At 28.0% G+C, this 17,402-nt stretch carries 16 protein-coding genes and 3 pseudogenes; 16 read left to right on the top strand and 3 right to left on the bottom strand.

The features are described 5' to 3' along the window. The 14 genes and pseudogenes from OC698_RS01495 to OC698_RS01415 all read left to right on the top strand — a co-directional run. A pseudogene (locus OC698_RS01495) lies at positions 1–186 on the top strand (hypothetical protein); the annotation flags it as partial. Positions 187–222: 36 nt separating this feature from the next. Then, positions 223–621 carry a reverse transcriptase/maturase family protein gene (locus OC698_RS01490; RefSeq protein WP_304512964.1) on the top strand — a complete coding sequence of 133 codons (399 nt, stop codon included), beginning with the start codon at positions 223–225 and terminating at the stop codon, positions 619–621. Next, positions 608–937 carry a reverse transcriptase domain-containing protein gene (locus tag OC698_RS01485; RefSeq protein WP_304512963.1) on the top strand — a complete coding sequence of 110 codons (330 nt, stop codon included), beginning with the start codon at positions 608–610 and terminating at the stop codon, positions 935–937. Before OC698_RS01490 ends, OC698_RS01485 begins: the two co-directional genes overlap by 14 nt. Before the next feature lie 144 nt (positions 938–1,081). Next, positions 1,082–1,387 (top strand): group II intron reverse transcriptase/maturase, encoded by a 306-nt coding sequence (locus OC698_RS01480; RefSeq protein WP_304512962.1) that lies wholly within the window; start codon positions 1,082–1,084, stop codon positions 1,385–1,387. Between the two features lie 615 nt (positions 1,388–2,002). Continuing rightward, on the top strand, positions 2,003–2,881 hold the full coding sequence (gene metK / locus OC698_RS01475) for a methionine adenosyltransferase (RefSeq protein ID WP_320411984.1): 879 nt from the start codon (positions 2,003–2,005) through the stop codon (positions 2,879–2,881). 556 nt (positions 2,882–3,437) lie between these two features. After that, positions 3,438–5,140 (top strand): annotated as a pseudogene (locus tag OC698_RS03325) (reverse transcriptase domain-containing protein). Positions 5,141–5,298: 158 nt separating this feature from the next. Continuing rightward, the gene (locus OC698_RS01450) at positions 5,299–5,604 is read left to right on the top strand and encodes a methionine adenosyltransferase domain-containing protein (protein WP_320411982.1); all 306 of its coding nucleotides are present in this window, start codon (positions 5,299–5,301) and stop codon (positions 5,602–5,604) included. Positions 5,605–5,789: 185 nt separating this feature from the next. Further along, complete coding sequence (gene proS / locus OC698_RS01445) at positions 5,790–7,211, top strand: proline--tRNA ligase (protein ID WP_304512959.1); 1,422 nt, start codon at positions 5,790–5,792, stop codon at positions 7,209–7,211. Between the two features lie 226 nt (positions 7,212–7,437). Beyond that, positions 7,438–8,706, top strand: a complete 1,269-nt coding sequence (locus OC698_RS01440) for a hemolysin family protein (protein ID WP_304512958.1) — start codon at positions 7,438–7,440, stop codon at positions 8,704–8,706. 126 nt (positions 8,707–8,832) lie between these two features. After that, entirely contained in the window at positions 8,833–11,589 is a 2,757-nt protein-coding gene (locus OC698_RS01435; RefSeq protein WP_304512957.1) for a cation-translocating P-type ATPase, read from the top strand. Positions 11,590–11,744: 155 nt separating this feature from the next. Continuing rightward, positions 11,745–12,320 (top strand): signal peptidase I, encoded by a 576-nt coding sequence (locus OC698_RS01430; protein WP_304512956.1) that lies wholly within the window; start codon positions 11,745–11,747, stop codon positions 12,318–12,320. A 76-nt stretch (positions 12,321–12,396) separates the two neighbouring features. After that, complete coding sequence (locus OC698_RS01425; RefSeq protein WP_304512955.1) at positions 12,397–13,056, top strand: uracil-DNA glycosylase; 660 nt, start codon at positions 12,397–12,399, stop codon at positions 13,054–13,056. 219 nt (positions 13,057–13,275) lie between these two features. Continuing rightward, positions 13,276–13,947 carry a ribonuclease HIII gene (locus OC698_RS01420; protein WP_304512954.1) on the top strand — a complete coding sequence of 224 codons (672 nt, stop codon included), beginning with the start codon at positions 13,276–13,278 and terminating at the stop codon, positions 13,945–13,947. 77 nt (positions 13,948–14,024) lie between these two features. Next, positions 14,025–14,444 (top strand): HIT family protein, encoded by a 420-nt coding sequence (locus OC698_RS01415; protein WP_304512953.1) that lies wholly within the window; start codon positions 14,025–14,027, stop codon positions 14,442–14,444. Between the two features lie 136 nt (positions 14,445–14,580). Here OC698_RS01415 and OC698_RS01410 read toward each other — a convergent pair whose 3' ends face one another. The 3 genes and pseudogenes from OC698_RS01410 to OC698_RS03320 all read right to left on the bottom strand — a co-directional run. Next, on the bottom strand, positions 14,581–15,090 hold the full coding sequence (locus tag OC698_RS01410; RefSeq protein ID WP_304512952.1) for a group II intron reverse transcriptase/maturase: 510 nt from the start codon (positions 15,088–15,090) through the stop codon (positions 14,581–14,583). Positions 15,091–15,165: 75 nt separating this feature from the next. Next, on the bottom strand, positions 15,166–15,642 hold the full coding sequence (locus OC698_RS01405; RefSeq protein ID WP_304512951.1) for a reverse transcriptase domain-containing protein: 477 nt from the start codon (positions 15,640–15,642) through the stop codon (positions 15,166–15,168). A 57-nt stretch (positions 15,643–15,699) separates the two neighbouring features. Continuing rightward, positions 15,700–15,989, bottom strand: a pseudogene (locus OC698_RS03320) (group II intron reverse transcriptase/maturase); the annotation flags it as partial. Positions 15,990–16,130: 141 nt separating this feature from the next. Here OC698_RS03320 and OC698_RS01400 point away from each other — a divergent pair. Together OC698_RS01400 and OC698_RS01395 are read left to right on the top strand one after the other, a co-directional pair. Beyond that, positions 16,131–16,754: a sigma-70 family RNA polymerase sigma factor gene (locus OC698_RS01400; protein WP_304512950.1), complete on the top strand. Its 624-nt coding sequence runs from the start codon at positions 16,131–16,133 to the stop codon at positions 16,752–16,754. Then, positions 16,754–17,083 carry a single-stranded DNA-binding protein gene (locus OC698_RS01395; RefSeq protein ID WP_304512949.1) on the top strand — a complete coding sequence of 110 codons (330 nt, stop codon included), beginning with the start codon at positions 16,754–16,756 and terminating at the stop codon, positions 17,081–17,083. The genes OC698_RS01400 and OC698_RS01395 overlap by 1 nt, the downstream gene beginning before the upstream one ends. Positions 17,084–17,402: the final 319 nt, after the last annotated feature.

Genomic DNA, 17,402 nt, shown 5'->3' with positions numbered 1-17,402 from the left:
GGGGCGGGAACACCGGGTATTGATAATGAAACCATTGATGGGATTAATCTAGAAAGATTCGAAAGATACCAGCAGGAATACGTCAATAATGGTTATAACCCCAAACCAGTTAAAAGAATTCTCATTCTTAGTGATAATAAAAGAACCAGACCCTTGGGTTTATACCCGCCATCAAAGATTGGCTGATACAAAAATGTCTCGAACACTTCTTAACTCCTTATTTTGAAAATATCTTTTCAGCATGGAGCCTTGGGTTTAGAACCAAAAAAATCCTGTCATGACGCCATCAAACGCGTCAAACAAAGATTTCAAGGAATTGCTTACATTGTCAAAATCGACTTAAAAGGCTACTTTGATAAGATCAATCATGAAATTCTAATGGGAACCTTAAAACAATTCATCAGAAAGAATAAAACTTTGTCAACCATTAACAAATGGTTGAAAGCTGGTTTCATGAAGGATAGGATCAAATACGAATCTTTATCAGGTTCTCCTCAAGGAGGAATAATCTCTCCTCTGCTGGCGAATGTATATTTACATGACATTGACCCGAAAATGGAGGAATTGATTGAAGAAAGAAAGCCGATTAGGAAGAACAACCCGGAATATGGGAAAGCATGAACTAAAAAACCAGCACCATCAACTGGGGACTGATAGTCTTATCAACCTAAACCCAAAACCAAGAATTGAGTACATCCGTTATGCTGATGACTTCATCATCGGTGTTAAAGGAGAATATGACCAAGCCGAGAAGATTCAGAATCAATTAGTCCAATGGCTAGAACAAGATTTAAAACTTACGATCAGTAAGGATAAATCGAAAATTGTAAAAGCCAGTAAAGGAACAAAGTTCTTATCATATATGGTAAAGGTAAAATCAACCAATAAAACTCGCGAAAGGAACACCACAAAGAATTCCTTAAACGGTATTCCTTAAACGGTAAAGTTCCAACCCAAATTCCCCAAGCGAAAGCCAAGGAATACGGACATGAGTATAATTGGTTAAAAGAGGGAAAGGTGAAAAACGACGAAACATGAGCGAAGAGAGACGAATTAGAAATAATCCGGACCTATCAAACAATTGTTAGAGGAATATATCCAATACTTTTGTTTAGCTAACAATCTCGGTGTTTTAACTCATCTAAATTATCTAGCTGAAGATAGCTGTTTGAAGACACTGGCAAGAAAACGGAAAACGTCGATTGCCAGAGTTCGAAAGAAATTCCATATAGGTTCAATTTGGGGTATCTCCTATATTAATAAGGGAAAGACTCAATACGAACCATGGGACGTTTATTCTTGTGATAAAATTAAAAAAATGCGCAACTATAAGGGAAATCCGGTACCATTAATAGATTTATATTCCAAGATGATCGCACGCATCTAACTGACTGCTTGAAAGCGGAACGTTGTGAGAACTGCGACAAAACAACTCAACTCTAAATTCATCACATTGGGACAGTTCGCAACGCGAATCGCCAAAGGATCACGAATAAAAGTACAAAGGTATTATGTAATAATTGTCGTCGCAAGATAACCAATCAACAAATACATGATATCAGAAAAAATAAGAACGATAAGAATAAATAGCTAATCAACCGCGAGGGGAAATTAGTTCTTGAGAGAGAGTAAATTAGGGAAAGTCGGATGCTGGGAAACTTGCTTGTCCGGTTTGGACGGGGGCTGATTGTAAATAAAACGGCAAATACAAATCGCTGCATAAAACGCAATTAATCTATCCGTATTAGTTTGAGAGATAAAAATATCTTATTATCGTCAGAGAATTAATGCACCAATATCTGATATTAAAGAATTTAAAAAACAAAGAATGATTAGAATAAACAACTAATTAGTGGTAACACAAGGTTAGTCTTTACAAGAAGGTAAATTATGGCAAGCCGGATGCAAGGAAACTTGCTTGTCCGGTTTAGATGGGGGCTGTTTGTAATAGATATCAGAAAGATAAAATAAATTTTGAAATCAAAACGCAAATAATCTATCCATATCTCAAGGACATCCTGATAAAATAGCAGATCAAATTTCTGATGTTTTATTAGATGCTTATCTTAAACAAGATTCTCACGCTAAGATCGCTATTGAAACAATAGTTACTAAAAATAAAGTTATTCTTTGCGGCGAAATTAAAAGTTCTATTAATTTAGAACAAAAAAAAATAGAAAATATTGTTCGAGAGACAGTAAAAGATATAGGGTATATAAATAAAGAAGATAATTTTTATTATTCAGATTTGTTAGTTGTTAATTTGATAAATAAACAATCTGAAGAAATTAATAGGGCTGTTTCGGTTAATGGTGGTGCCGGAGATCAAGGTTCAATGTTTGGTTACGCTACTAACGAAACGCCCCAATATATGCCATTACAGTTTATATTATCTCGAAATTTAGCTTTACAATTAAATAAAATAAGAGAAGAGAAAATTTTACCTTTTTTAAAACCGGATGGTAAAACGCAATTAACTATGGTATATGATGAAAAAGGTAATTTATGTTATATTGATTCAATTGTGATTTCTTCTCATCATAGCAATATTATTAAAAATAATAAAACTTTTTCAAATGATATTATACAATATGTTATTAAACCTGTTATTCCTGTGAAATTCATAAATGCTAAAACTAAATTTTATATTAATCCGGCAGGAAGTTTTATCCAAGGAGGTCCTTCTTTTGATACTGGTTTAACAGGAAGAAAAATTATTCAAGATAGTTATGGTAGCGAAATACGTCATGGAGGAGGTTGTTTTAGTGGCAAAGATGCTTCTAAAGTTGATCGTAGTGGAGCATATATGTTAAGGTATTTAGCTAAAAATATTGTTGCTTCTGGCGGGGCGCCAAAGAGGCCTAAATTTCGCGCTATCTAACCAATAGCCAGGGTCGATAAACCCTGAAAGGAGATGGTCGGTCCGATAAATGAAAAGATGTTGGATTATAGCAGACCATAAAAGCGGGTTGCGACGAAAGCAAATTAGTCAAGAAGATGCCGCCACCAAATAATTCGATGGAGAAGCCTGAGATGGCCTAAGAAGGAAATTGATGTAATAACCAAACCTGTTCGGAAGTTGCTTAGACGGACAGTCCAGAGACTACTAATAGAAACACCAGATATTGAGTAGTTTATCAGCTAAAGAAAACCTGGAATCAACCTCCCAAAAGAGGATACTTCCCCTAAGGAATTAAGGTAGAAATTTAGTGTAACTTGGAGAATCCTAAAATCAGGTAATTAAATTTACTAATCTGGAAATAAAAGCCCGGATGGTCAAGGATAAAGAATCTTCTTAGTAGTCGTAAGGGTAAACCTAAATTTGGAATAATTTAGTTAATCGGCTTACCGAGAAGAGAGTTAATGACTCTTATAGGGCGAAAGAAGAAAGTAATTTACTATTTATTCAATGGTATCAAGGAAGGAGTTGATATATAATATCAACAACAGTTTCACTAGAAACTAAACTTTCGCGAACATTGAAGAGAATTCAATATCGTTCATCAAGCGGCTAATCTTTAAAAAGAGAATTACAGCAGGGAATAAATAACTTTTATAATAAGTTGAAGAATTGCGACTAAAAAAGGGGCGGGAACACCGGGTATTGACAATGAAACCATTGATGGGATTAATCTAGAAAGACTCGAAAGATACCATCAGGAATACGTCAATAACGGTTATAACCCCAAACCAGTTAAAAGGATTCTCATTCCCAGTGATAATAAAGGAACCAGACCCTTGGGGTTACCCACGATCAAAGATCGGTTAATGCAAAAATGCCTGGAACAACTCTTAGCTCCCTATTTTGAAAATATCTTTTCAGCATGGAACTTGGGATTTAGAACCAAAAATCTTGTCATGACGCTATCAAACGTGTCAAACAAAGATTTAAAGGGCTTGACTATATTATCAAAATTGACTTAAAAGGTTACTTTGATACCATCAATCATGAAATTCTCATAAGAACCTTAAATCGGTTCATCAAAAAGAGTAAAACTCTCTCAACCATTAACAAATGGTTAAGAGCTGGCTTCATGAAAGATGGAATCAAATACGAATCTTTATCAGGCTCTCCTCAAGGAGGAATTATTTCCCCTTTGTTGGCGAATGTATATTTACACGACATCGACCTGAAAATGGGGGGAACTGATTAAAGAAGGAAAACCAATTAAGAAAGGAAACCCAGAATACAGAAAAGCATATATTAAAAACCAGCACCACGAACTGGGGGGTTGATAGGCATATCAATCTAAACCCAAAGACAAGAGTTGAGTACATCCGCTACGCTGACGATTTTATCATTGGTATTAAAGGTGAATATGACAAAGCCGAGAAGATTAAGAATCAAGTAGTCCAATGGCTAGAACAAAATCTAAAACTTATCATAAATAAGAGTAAATCGAAAATTGTGAAAGCTAGTAAAGGAACAAAGTTCTTATCTTACATGGTAAAGATAAATCCCACCAATAAAACTCGTACAAGGAACTCTACAAAGAATTCCTTCAATGGGAAAGTTCAAATCCAAATTCCCCAAACGAAAGCCAAAGAATACGGACATGAATATAATTGGTTAAAAGAGGGGAAGGTGAAACACGACATAACATTAGCGGATCGAGACGAATTAGAAATAATCCGGACCTATCAAACAATTGTTAGAGGAATTATCCAATACTTTTGTTTAGCTAATAATCTCGGTGTTTTAACCTATCTAAACTATCTAGTTGAAGATAGCTGTTTGAAAACACTGGCAAGAAAATGGAAAACATCGATTGCCAGAGTTCGAAAAAAATTCCATATAGGTTCAACTTGGGGTATTTCCTATATTAACAAAGGAGAAACCCTATATGAACCTTGGGTTGTCTACTCTTGGGATAAAATCAAAAAAATGCGTAACTACAAGGGAAATCCGGATATTACCATTAATAGATTTATATTCCAAAGTCGCACACATCTAACTGACCGCTTGAAAGCGGAATGTTGTGAGAACTGTGACAAAACAACCCAACTGCAAATTCATCACATTGGCACGGTCCGCAACGCGAACCACCAAAGGATCATGAATAAAAGTACCAAGGTATTATGTAAAGATTGTCATCGCAAGATAACCAATCAACAAATACATGATATCAAAAAAAATTAGGAATGATAAGAATAAATAACTAATCAACCGTGAGGGGAAATTAGTTCTCGCAAGAGAGTAAATTATGGAAAGCCGGATGCTTGGAAACTTGCTTGTCCGGTTTGGACGGGGGCTGATTGTAAATAAAACGGCAAATACAAATCGCCACATAAAACGCAATTAATCTATCCGTATTTTGTGATAAATGCGAATTACAAATAGCTTATGTCATTGGAGTAAATTTTCCTGTCGGTTTGTTTATTAATACTTTTAATACTAGTAAAGTTAATGATAATCTCATTCTTGAGACAATTTATAATAATTTCGATTTAAGTCCCCAAGGTATTAGTAATCAATTAAATTTAACTAAACCTATTTTTCGTATGACTGCTAAATATGGACATTTTGGTATCGATAATTATAAATTTAGTTGGGAAAATATAGATAAAATAAAATTATTTTCTAGGTTATTGAATAAATTTTAATAAGTTTATTTGTTTTTATTTTTATCTAGTTATTGATTTTAAATCAATTTATTTAATAAAATCATAATAAATATAAAATATTTATGAATTTATTTATTAAGTTTATATAATTTGTTATTTGATAGATATTATGATCTAATAATTTTAGTTATTTTTAAGGTTATTTTTATAAAAGGTTATAAAATATGAAAAAAAAATTAGTTAAAACGGTTCATTTTCGTGATATTGATTTTAGTCAATGGTATACAGATCTTTGTTTAAAGGCTAAATTGATTTCTTATTCTGATGTACCAGGTTTTTTTATTTATTTACCTAATGGTTATTTTTTATGGGAAATGATACAAAAATTTTTAAATCATTATTTAAAAAAAAGTAATCACCAAAATGTTTATTTTCCTTTGCTTTTTTCTGAAAATTTGTTTCAGTTAGAAAAAGATCATATTAAAGGTTTCGCTCCCGAAACTTTGATTATTGATAAGATTACTGATCAATTATTGCCATCTAAATTGATTCTTCGTCCGACTTCGGAAGTAATTTTTTCTAAATATTATTCTAATATTATTACTTCTTATAGAGATTTGCCTAAATTATTTAATCAATGGTGTAGTGTGGTTCGTTGGGAAAAAAATACCAAGCCTTTTTTAAGAAGCAAAGAATTTTTATGGCAAGAAGGTCATACAGTTCATGCCTCTAAAAAAGAAGCTCTGACAGAAACTCTTTATATTCTGAATTTGTATAAAAAATTAGGAAAAAAATTGTTAGCTATACCTTTTATTTCGGGTATTAAAACAGAAAAAGAAAAATTTAAAGGAGCTGTGACGACTTATGCTATCGAAACTTTAATGTATGATGGTCAATCTTTACAAGCTGGTACATCTCATTATTTAGGAACTAATTTTTCGAAAATTTTTAAAATTCAATTTCAAGATCAAAATTCCGTTATACAATTAGCTCATCAGACATCTTGGGCCGTTTCATCTAGGTTGATAGGTGCTATAATTATGGTTCATGGCGATGATGAAGGTTTAGTTATGCCTCCTTATATTGCTCCTATACAAATAGTTATTATTCCTTTAAGGTTAAATAATTCTCTTTTATTAACTAAAGTTAATTTTTATTATAAACAGTTATTTAAAAAATATCGAACTAAATTGGATATACAAAATAAAAATATTGGTTGGAAATTTAGTCATTATGAATTACAAGGTATTCCTTTGAGATTAGAAATAGGGGAACAAGAATTGCAAAATGATCAAATAACGATTTTTATTAGACATAGTCGAAAAAAAATTATTATTAATGCGTCTGAATTATTAATCAATATAACCGAATTATTTAAAAATATCCATCAAAATATGTTTGATAAAGCTTTACAACGTATGACAAAACATATTTATATTGCTAATAATTATGAGGAATTTAAAATTAATTTATTCAAAAAAGGATATGTTAAGATGAGTGTTTTAGCTAATGAGGCGGAAGAAATTATCAAAAAAGAAACAGGCGCTACAGCTCGAGTAATTTTGAAAGAAAAATTATTAAATAAAATTTGTCCTGTGACTCATAAAAAAGCAAATCAAACTATTTTATTTGCTAGAGCTTATTAAAAAGATATGAAAATTAAAATTAATTTAAAAATGAATGATTTTACTTTTGTTTGAATTTATGGTAAAATTACTCAAAGTTGTTCTTAATAAAATAAGAAATTAAAAAAAGGAGAATAAGTTAATTTAAACGTATGGAACATGATGATAAAAATAATTATTTAAAAAGTTTTATTTTTTATAACCTATATTTTATTCCATTCAAATGCGAAAGAGGTTATAAAATAAAATGAGTATAATTATTTTGACTATCATAGCATTAATTTTTATCAATGCTTTATTGTCAGCCATCGAAATATCTTTAGTTTCTTTAAGTGAAAGTAAATTAGATATTGAAATAGAAAAAGGTATTAAAAAAGCCTTAAAAATTAAAAAAATTAAATCTAAACCTACTCATTTTTTGTCTGTTATTCAAATTGTTATTCATATATTGACAGTAATTCAAGGTTATATGTTGCATCATGATTCTCATGGTGAGATTCAAATTTTATTAACTCTTCTTTCTTTGGTTTTGGGAGATATCATTCCTAAACGAATTGCTCTAATTTATCCTTTAAAAACTGCTTATTATTTATTAGGTTTATTTAATTTAGTTTGTTTTTTTATGAAACCTTTTGTTTGGTTATTGCATCAAATAAGTAATATTATTCTGTATTGTTTAAGAATTGATCCTAATAAAACTCAAGATATTGTTTCTGAAGATGAATTACGTTTTTTGTTAAGTTCTTCTTATAACCAAGGAGTTATCAATAGTAATGAAAATAATATGATACAAAATATTTTTGATTTTAATACTACTAAAGTTTCGGATATTATGCGTCATAGAAAAGAAATTGTAGCTATTCGTCATGATATTAATATTAATGAATTAAGAGAATTTATTTTAAAAGAGAAATATACTCGATTCCCTGTTTATATGGAAAATTTGGATAAGATTTTAGGTATAGTGCATATTAAAGATCTTTTTAAAGTTTTATTGATAACGAACGATCCACGTTCTTATAAAAATAATTATTCAAAATTTAATATTAATCATTATTTGAGAAGAGTTTTTTATATTACAGAATTTAAAAATATTAGCGAATTATTAAAAGAAATGCAGTCTAAACAAAAACATATGGCTATTGTAGTTGATGAATATGGTGGTACAGCTGGTATTGTAACTATTGAAGATGTTATTGAAGAAATTTTAGGTGAAATTCAAGATGAATATGATAAAAACGATTTTGAAATTGTTAAAATCTCTAATCAAGAATTTATTATCAAAGGTACTGCTCATCTTTGTGATATAGAAGAATATTTAAATGCTAATTTACCAGTAGATGATTATGATACTTTAAGTGGTTTTATGTTGGATAAATTAGGTAGAATGCCAGAAAGTAATGAAAAAATAAAGATAGTTTATAATGATTGGGTGTTTGATGGTTTGTCTCATAATGGTTTAGTAATTACCAAAGTTAAAGTGACTAAGCCTATTATTTCTAAACAGATAAAATAATTTTGTTATTTTTATAATTCGAATGATTCTAAGTAATTTGGTAATTTTTCTTTTTTTATTTATTTTATTATTTAAATTAATAATAATGATGAGGCATATTTCTTAGAAGGTTTGGTTGAGTAATATATGAATTCTTTGTTTTATAATTCTGAAATATTATTATTAGTTGAAGAGTTAAAAACTAATTTAACAACAGGATTAACAGAACAACAAGTTCGAACTAGATTAATTGAAAATGGTTTGAATGAATTGTTCAAAACTAAACCTCGATCTTTAATAAAAAAATTTTTTAGTCAGTTAAATAACTTTTTTATATACATTTTATTAATAGCAGCTTTTATTAATTTAATAATAGGAATTTTCACTAGCCATCAAGAAGAGTTATATGAAGGTATTTTAATTTTAATAATTATATTAGGTAATTCTGTTTTTGGCGCTTTTCAGGAACATCAGAAAGATAAATCTTTCGATATCATTACTAAAACTACTAAAATATATGTAAAAGTTTTACGAGAATCTAATGTGAAATCAATAACTAGTGATCAGTTGGTTCCAGGAGATATTGTTTTTTTGGATAAAGGAGATATAGTTCCTGCAGATTTACGTTTATTAACTTCTAATAACTTACAAGTTGATGAAGCGATTTTAACAGGTGAATCTATAGCAGTTGCTAAACAAGCTGATATTCAAATTAACGATTCTAATTTACTTAATCAGAAAAATTTGTTATTTATGAATACTGTTGTAATTAATGGAAATGCTGAAGCTTTAGTTATTAATACAGGCATGAAAACTCAAATAGGCAATATTGCTAAATTATCTCGAACAGTTCAAAAAGAAAAAACAGTTTTAGAATTTTATTTACAAAAATTAACTAAAATATTGAGTATTATTATTTTTGTTTTAATTTTGATAAATTTTATTTTTAATATTTTTAAATATTATCTATTTTTTAATTATTTGAGTTGGAATATTATTAGTAGTTATTTGTTGTCTTCTATCGCTTTAATTGTGGCAGTTATTCCCGAAGGTTTATTAGCTATTATGACTATTATTTTCGCTTTTGGTATAAAAAAGATAGCTAAAGAAAATGCTATTGTTAAAAATTTAAAAACTTTAGAACGATTGGGTTCAATTAATGTTATTTGCACAGATAAAACAGGTACTCTTACTCATAATAAATTATTAATTAAATCATTATATGTTTATTCTGATTTTTATCATATTGATTATTCTAATAAGTTAATTTGCGATAATTTGCTTTTAACTTATCAAGAGTTAATTTATTATGGTCTTTTGTGTAATAGTATTGCTCAGTATTATAATGGAAAAATTATTTCTTGTTCCAATTTGTTAGATTCTGTAGATCGTGCCTTTTTAGAATTATCTAAAGTTTTGAACATTAATGTTTCCAAGTTACAACAACAATATGAATTAATTAAAATATTTCCTTTTGATGATCATTTGAAATTAATGATGGCTATATACAAATATCAAAATCAATATTTAACTATTTTTAAAGGCGCTGGAGAAATCATATTAGATTTGTCATATTATATTTATATTGATAAAAAACAAAAAAATGTTATTAAAAGTGAAAAATATAAAGAAGAGTTTGAATTTAATTTAAATCAAAAAGCTCAAATGGGTTATAAAGTGTTAGGGATTGCTTTTACAAATTTTTTTGATTATCGTTTTTTATCTGATAATATTTCTTTAAAAGAAATTTTGTATATTTTAGGTGAAAATATTATTTTAGTTGGATTAGTAGGCATTGAAGATCCTATAAAATTAGAAGTTTTTCAATCAATTCGAGAATGTCATGATGCCAATATTCAAACAATTATGATTACAGGTGATCATTGTTATACAGCTATTCAAGTAGCTAATAAATTAAAAATTTTAAATCAAAAAACCGACTTAGTTATTGATGGTTCTGAATTAGATAAATTAACCGAAACAGAATTATTGGAAAAATTAATAAACATCAAGGTTTATGCTCGTACTATTCCTCAACATAAATTAAAAATTGTGAGAGCTTGGCAAAAATTAGGTTATATAGTGGCTATGATTGGTGATGGAGTTAATGATGTACCTAGCATTAAACAAGCTGATGTAGGATTAGCTATGGGCTTAAGTGGTGCGGAAATTACCAAACAAAGCGCTGATATTGTTTTAATGAATGATAATTTTAATACCATTTTGACATCTATTAAAGAAGGTCAAAATGTTTTTGTTAATATTCGTAAAAGTTTAGTTTTTTTATTAAGTTGTAATATGGGTGAAATTTGTCTTATATTATTAAATAGTTTTTTTGGTTTTTTTTATTTTCCTTTTGATTTTATTATTTTGAATACTTTACAAATTCTTTGGATTAATTTAGTTACTGACTCTTTGATAGCTTTAGCTTTAGGTATGGAACCTTCAGAATATAATATTATAGATAAATCTATGATTAAAAAAAATAGTAATTTTTTAAATAAATCGATTATTTATAAAATCTTTTTAGAAGGTTTAATGTTGGGGATTATTGTTTTTAGTTCTGCTATTTTAGGTTATTATATTCATAATGTTGATAATATTAAATATGGCCAAACTTTTGCTTTTATGGTTTTAGCTTTTTCGCAATTATTTCATGCTTGGAATTTTAGAAGTTTATCAAAGTCTATTTTTTCCATTAAAACCAAAAATAATCTTTTTATAATTTATTTTATAATAAGTTTTTTGATGCAATTTATTATTTTATTTATTCCTATTTGCCAAAAATATTTTAATTTGGCTAAGTTATCTTTTGTGGATATAATTATTATTATAATTATTTCTTTAATCCCAATATTAGTTGTTGAATTATTTAAACAATATTTTAAGGATTCATTTATTTAATATTTTTATTTTTATTAATTTATTTAAAAATTATTGTTAATTTATTTGATATTTTTTGAATTTATTTTAGAATGTTTGATGTTATTTTATAATAAGTTTATATATAAATTTTTTAATTATATTTTCAAAGATGGGCGCATTATGGTGATTTGCTAATGGGATGTATAAAATATAAAAGGTATATTTGTTTAACTATTATTAGAAATATTATTTATTATTTTTTTCATTTATTTTTATTTTTTGTAGTTATATTTTTATTGTGTAATTTAATTTTAGATAAAGAAAAAACTTCTCAAATTTTTCGTTTTAATTTTTCTCGTGTTTCTAGTGAGAGTATGTTACCTTCAATGCGTGTAGATGATATAGTTTTTTTCACTATATTAGATGAAAATAAATGTAAATCATTAAAACCTAGTAATCCGCCGGAAAAGTTAGATGGTGATATAATTATATTTAAAGCGGATGAATCTAAATTTATTGATTTAAAAGATAGTTTTATTATTCATAGAGTAGTTGAGAATGATCATCAAAAAAAATGTGTTACTACTAAAGGTGATAATAATTCGACTATTCAAAACTTTGAAAGAGAAATTCCTTATAAAAATATTTTTTATAAATATTCTTTTAAAATTCCTTACGAGATTACTTATATTTTTATATGGGGAATGATTTTATTATTATTTTATTTGATTATTTTTGGAGAATCTAAATCTGATGATAATTTAGTTTAAAATTTCAATTCATTAATTCAGATCAATATTTTATTAAAGGAGTTTTTTTAAGGGTGATATGGTGATATAATATTTTATGTTGATTGATATAAATTGGGAACGTATTATTTACAAAGAACAACGTAAAAATTATTTTATTAAAATAAAAAATTTTTTGATAACTCAATCTAAGTTAGGGAAAAAAATTTTGCCCAACACAAAAAATATTTTTAACGCTTTTAAATTCACTTCTTGGGAAAAAGTAAAAGTGGTTATTTTAGGGCAGGATCCTTATCCTGGACCTAATCAAGCTCACGGCTTAGCATTTAGTACTTTATCTTGGGATACTCCTAAAAGTTTAAAGAATATTTTTACCGAGTTACAAAATGATTTATCTATTATAAATTTTAGAAATCAATTATTTTCTTGGGCTTATGAAGGAGTATTGTTATTAAACACCATTTTAACTGTTGAACAAGGATTACCTTTGAGTCACAAAAATATTGGTTGGCATATTTTTATTATTAATATATTTAACTATTTGTCTTTGAAAAAAAATATTGTTTATATTTTATGGGGGAAAAAAGCTCAAGAGTATAAAGAATATATTAATATTAAGGATAATTTAATTATCGAAAGCAGTCATCCTTCTCCTTTCTCTGCTTATCAAGGTTTTTTCGGTTCTAAACCCTTTTCTCGTGCTAATGAATATTTAAAACACCATCAAAAAAAACCTATTAATTGGAATTTGTATTAAAGAGGATTTTTGAAATACTAGGTTATTTCATCAATAGCCAATGATAATAAATATGAAAGGATAATAACGTAGGTCGGGTTATTATAATATTATAATAAGAAATAATATAAGAATTTATTCGAAATATAAATATCTATTTTTATTGATTATATTTGAAAAAAAATAATATTTTAAAATCTTCATCGATAAGAATTATTTTAGATAGGAGTTTTTTAATTTATGAAGAAAAATTTGCAAAATTATATTGATTGTGTGGGAGCGGATGAATCGGGTAAGGGCGATGTATTCGGTCCTATAGTTGTTGGTATAGTTTATATAAAACATGAATTAGCAGATTTTTTATTACGCAATAAAATTAAAGATTCTAAATTATTAAGTAAAAATTCTATTTTTCGAATAGCTCCTTTTTTAATGAAAAATATTGATTATGATTTTGAAATTTTACAACCTTTGGATTACAATAATTTAATCAATAAAAAATTAAATCTTAATCATATACTTGCTTATTTATATAATAAATTAATTTTAAGATTTTATCATAATTTAAAATTTTCATCTCCAGTCATTATAGATCAATTTGCAACTGAATCTTGTTATTTTAATTATTTAAAAACAGAATCTAATGTTTATCGTCATATTATATTCAAAACTAAAGCTGAATCTAAATTTTTATGTGTAGCCGCTTCTTCTATTATCGCTCGTTATTTATTTTTAAGAGAGATAGAAAAATTAGGGCAACTTAATAATGTAAAGTTAATTTTAGGAGCTTCTGATTTGGTGAATCAACAAATTCAATTAATTTATGAAAAATATGGTTTATCTATTTTTTATAAAATTGCTAAAATTAATTTTAAAAATTTTAGTAAGAATATTTTTTTTAATCGATCTTAATTTTAAAATTGAATTTTATTGAAATTTTCAAAAAAATATTATTTAAATTAAAATTTTTATAAAAAGGAATAAGCAATATGCATAATGTTTTTTTGAAAATAGTTAATAAACAAATACCGAGTTATATTATTTATGAAGATGATTTGGTTATGGCTTTTTTAGATATTGCTCAGGTTACTCGTGGTCATACTTTGGTTATTACTAAAAAAGTTTATTCTGATATTCAAGATGTACCGCAAGATGTTTTTGTTCATTTATTTAAAATAGTTTATCAAATTAGTCATATATTGATAAAGGCTTTTAAAGCTTCTGGTCTAAATTTAATAAATAATAATGGAGAAGTAGCTGGACAAACTGTTTATCATTATCATGTTCATATAATTCCTCGCTTTTCTAAGGAAGAAATATGTTTTACATTATTAGATAATTCTTCTTATTTAAAGAAACATGATTATAAAATGATTTTACAACAAATATTAGATTCTAATTCTAATTAGAAAATAAAAAAATTAAATATTGGCTGATTATTATGTAAGTCTATTTGTAATCAATTTTAATGATAATATTTTAATATATATTTTATATTTTTCAAAAAAATACTTCAAAATTTATTAATTTTCATTAATAAAATAGCTATTTATTCTTATCGTTATTATCCTTTTTAATATCATGTATTTGTTGATTGGTTATCTTGCGACGACAATTATTACATAATACCTTTGTACTTTTATTCGTGATCCTTTGGCGATTCGCGTTGCGAACTGTCCCAATGTGATGAATTTGAAGTTGAGTTGTTTTGTCGCAGTTTTTACAACGTTCCGCTTTTAGACGGTCGGTGAGCTTCGTACAACCTTGGAACATAAATCTATTAATGGCAATGTCCGGATTTCCCTTATAGTTACGCATTTTTTTAATTTTATCCCAGGAGTAAACGTCCCATGGTTCGTATTGAGTCTTTCCCTTATTAATATAGGAGATACCCCAAGTTGAACCTTTATTGAATTTCTTTCGGACTCTGGCAATTGACGTTTTACGTTTCCTTGCCAGTGTTTTAAAACAGCTATCTTCAGCTAGATAATTTAGATGGGTTAAAACACCGAGATTGTTAGCTAAACAAAAGTATTGGATAAATTCCTCTAACAATTGTTTGATAGGTCCGGATTATTTCTAATTCGTCTCTCTTCGCTCATGTTTCGTCGTGTTTTACCTTTCCCTCTTTTACCCAATTATATTCATGTCCGTATTCTTTGGCTTTCGCTTGGGGAATCTAGATTTGAACTTTTCCGTTGAAGGAATTCTTTGTGGATTTCCTTGTACGAGTTTTATTGGTGGGGGGTTTACCTTTGCCATGTATGATAAGAACTTTGTTTCTTTACTAGCTTTTACAATTTTCGATTTATTCTTATTTATGGTAAGTTTTAGATCTTGCTCTAGCCATTGGACTATGTGATTCTTAATCTTCTCGGCTTGGTCATATTCGTCTTTGACACCGATGATAAAATCATCAGCATAACGGATGTACTCAATTCTTGGTTTTGGGTTTAGGTTGATAAGACTATCAGTCCCCAGTTGATGGTGCTGGTTTTTAGACCATGCCTTCCCATACTCTGGATTATTCTTCCAAATTTGTTTTCCTTCTTTAATCAGTTCCTCCATTTTCAGATCGATATGATGTAAGTATACATTCGCCAACATGGGGAAATAATCCCTCCTTGGGAAGAACCAGATATTCATATTGCCTTGAAATCTTTATTTGACGCGTTCGATGGCATCGTGACAAGATTTTTTGGTTCTAAATTCGAAGCTTCATTCCGAAAAAATATTTGCAAAACAGGGAGTTAAGAGTTGTTCGAGGCATTTTTGTATTAGCCGATCTTTGATAGTAGGTAGACCTAGGGGTCTAGCTCTTTTATTATCTATTAGGAATGAGGATTCTTTTAACTGGTTTTGGGTTATAGCCGTTATTGACGTATTCCTGATGGTATCTTGCTAGTCTTTATAAGATTAATTCCATCGATGGTTTTATTATCAATTCCGGGGGTACTGAGGTGTTCCCAAACTTTAGACACTTTTTATTTTTTAAAAATTTTTGAAGACTAACTGTTAAGTTAGTCTTTTTTATTTTAAAAGACTAAAAAAATAATTTCCTGTCTTTTCTAAAAATGTTTTTAGAAAGGAATTGCATGTTAAGACAAGAATTATTTAAAGAATTTTTAAAAAATAAAAAGAATTTAGCAATACGAGATCAATTAATTGAACTTCATCTACCTTTAGTTAAAAAACTAGTTTATCAATTTAAATATTATCCACGTTGTTTAACCCGAGCCGATTTAGAACAAGAAGGAATTTTAGGCTTAATGAAAGCCCTCGATAATTACATAGATTTAGGTTGTGAATTTATTACCTATGCTACTCCTGTTATTAAATTTGAAATCAGCGAACTAATCAGAAAAAGTCATTCGCCTGCAATTCCTCGAAAAAAACATAAATCAAATAATTTGTCTTTACAAGAAGAAGTTTATGCGCCATTTTCCCTAAATAACCTTAATCCTCATCAACGATGGTTAAAACAAGGGCATCACGAACTTTTTTTAAAAACAATGAAAAAGAAATTAAGTGCCACCGAATTCCCAATTATTCATTTAAGTTTCGGGGTTCCTTTAGGCAATATCCATGAAAATTACCAAAGCTGTTATACCAACACGGAAATCGCTGAACAACTAAATTTAACTTTAAGACAAGTCGAAAATATTAAAAACATCGCTATTAAAAAATTAAAAAAAATATATCGAAAGAGCGATAAATGATGTTAAACAAAGTCCAATTAATCGGCCGTTTGAGCCATAATTTAGAAAAACAATACATTAATAGCCATCACGAACAAATTCCCAAAATTGATTTTCAATTAGCTGTTAATCACAAAGAGCAAGTCCAATTTATTCCTTGTGTCGCGTTTCGGAAACTGGCGGAAAATATGAGTCATTTTTTACATAAAGGTTCCAAAGTATATATCGAAGGGAGTTTATCGAACCAAAAATATCAAAATCACCAAGGCCAAACAAGAACCACAACCAAAGTGATTCTCCAAAATGTCATCTTTTTAGACAATAAACCACAAGATCATTTACCTTTTTAACGATAAATTTCATAAACGCCTTTAGGCTTTTGAAAAGAAGAAAGAATTAAAAGATATCGATATGAGACAAGTTAAATTTTTTATTGATTATTCCGATTATCCTTATATTGATTTTAAGAAACTAAAAACTAAGAGGTACCAATCATGGAATCGCCCATTAACATTTTCGATGTTGCCAATTATATTATCGAAAATTTTCATCAAAAATATGAACTTACTCGAATGAAATTACAAAAAATTATTTTTTATGTTTATGTCCAACATTTAATTGAAAATAACGGCGAGCCTTTCTTCCAAGATATTTTAGAAGCATGGCTAT

The organism is Candidatus Phytoplasma gossypii, from assembly GCF_030586975.1.
GTDB lineage: Bacteria > Bacillota_I > Bacilli_A > Acholeplasmatales > Acholeplasmataceae > Phytoplasma > Phytoplasma citri.
Note: the sequence above shows the minus strand (reverse complement) of the source record. Positions and strands in the feature narration are given on the sequence as shown.

Bases quoted from the DNA above. Each gene is read 5' to 3' on its own strand.
- OC698_RS01485 (WP_304512963.1), top strand. From the start codon at position 608: ATGGGAAAGCATGAACTAAAAAACCAGCACCATCAACTGGGGACTGAT.
- proS (WP_304512959.1), top strand. From the start codon at position 5,790: ATGAAAAAAAAATTAGTTAAAACGGTTCATTTTCGTGATATTGATTTT.
- OC698_RS01440 (WP_304512958.1), top strand. From the start codon at position 7,438: ATGAGTATAATTATTTTGACTATCATAGCATTAATTTTTATCAATGCT.
- OC698_RS01435 (WP_304512957.1), top strand. From the start codon at position 8,833: ATGAATTCTTTGTTTTATAATTCTGAAATATTATTATTAGTTGAAGAG.
- OC698_RS01430 (WP_304512956.1), top strand. From the start codon at position 11,745: ATGGGATGTATAAAATATAAAAGGTATATTTGTTTAACTATTATTAGA.
- OC698_RS01425 (WP_304512955.1), top strand. From the start codon at position 12,397: ATGTTGATTGATATAAATTGGGAACGTATTATTTACAAAGAACAACGT.
- OC698_RS01420 (WP_304512954.1), top strand. From the start codon at position 13,276: ATGAAGAAAAATTTGCAAAATTATATTGATTGTGTGGGAGCGGATGAA.
- OC698_RS01415 (WP_304512953.1), top strand. From the start codon at position 14,025: ATGCATAATGTTTTTTTGAAAATAGTTAATAAACAAATACCGAGTTAT.
- OC698_RS01405 (WP_304512951.1), bottom strand. From the start codon at position 15,642: ATGTTGGCGAATGTATACTTACATCATATCGATCTGAAAATGGAGGAA.
- OC698_RS01400 (WP_304512950.1), top strand. From the start codon at position 16,131: ATGTTAAGACAAGAATTATTTAAAGAATTTTTAAAAAATAAAAAGAAT.
- OC698_RS01395 (WP_304512949.1), top strand. From the start codon at position 16,754: ATGTTAAACAAAGTCCAATTAATCGGCCGTTTGAGCCATAATTTAGAA.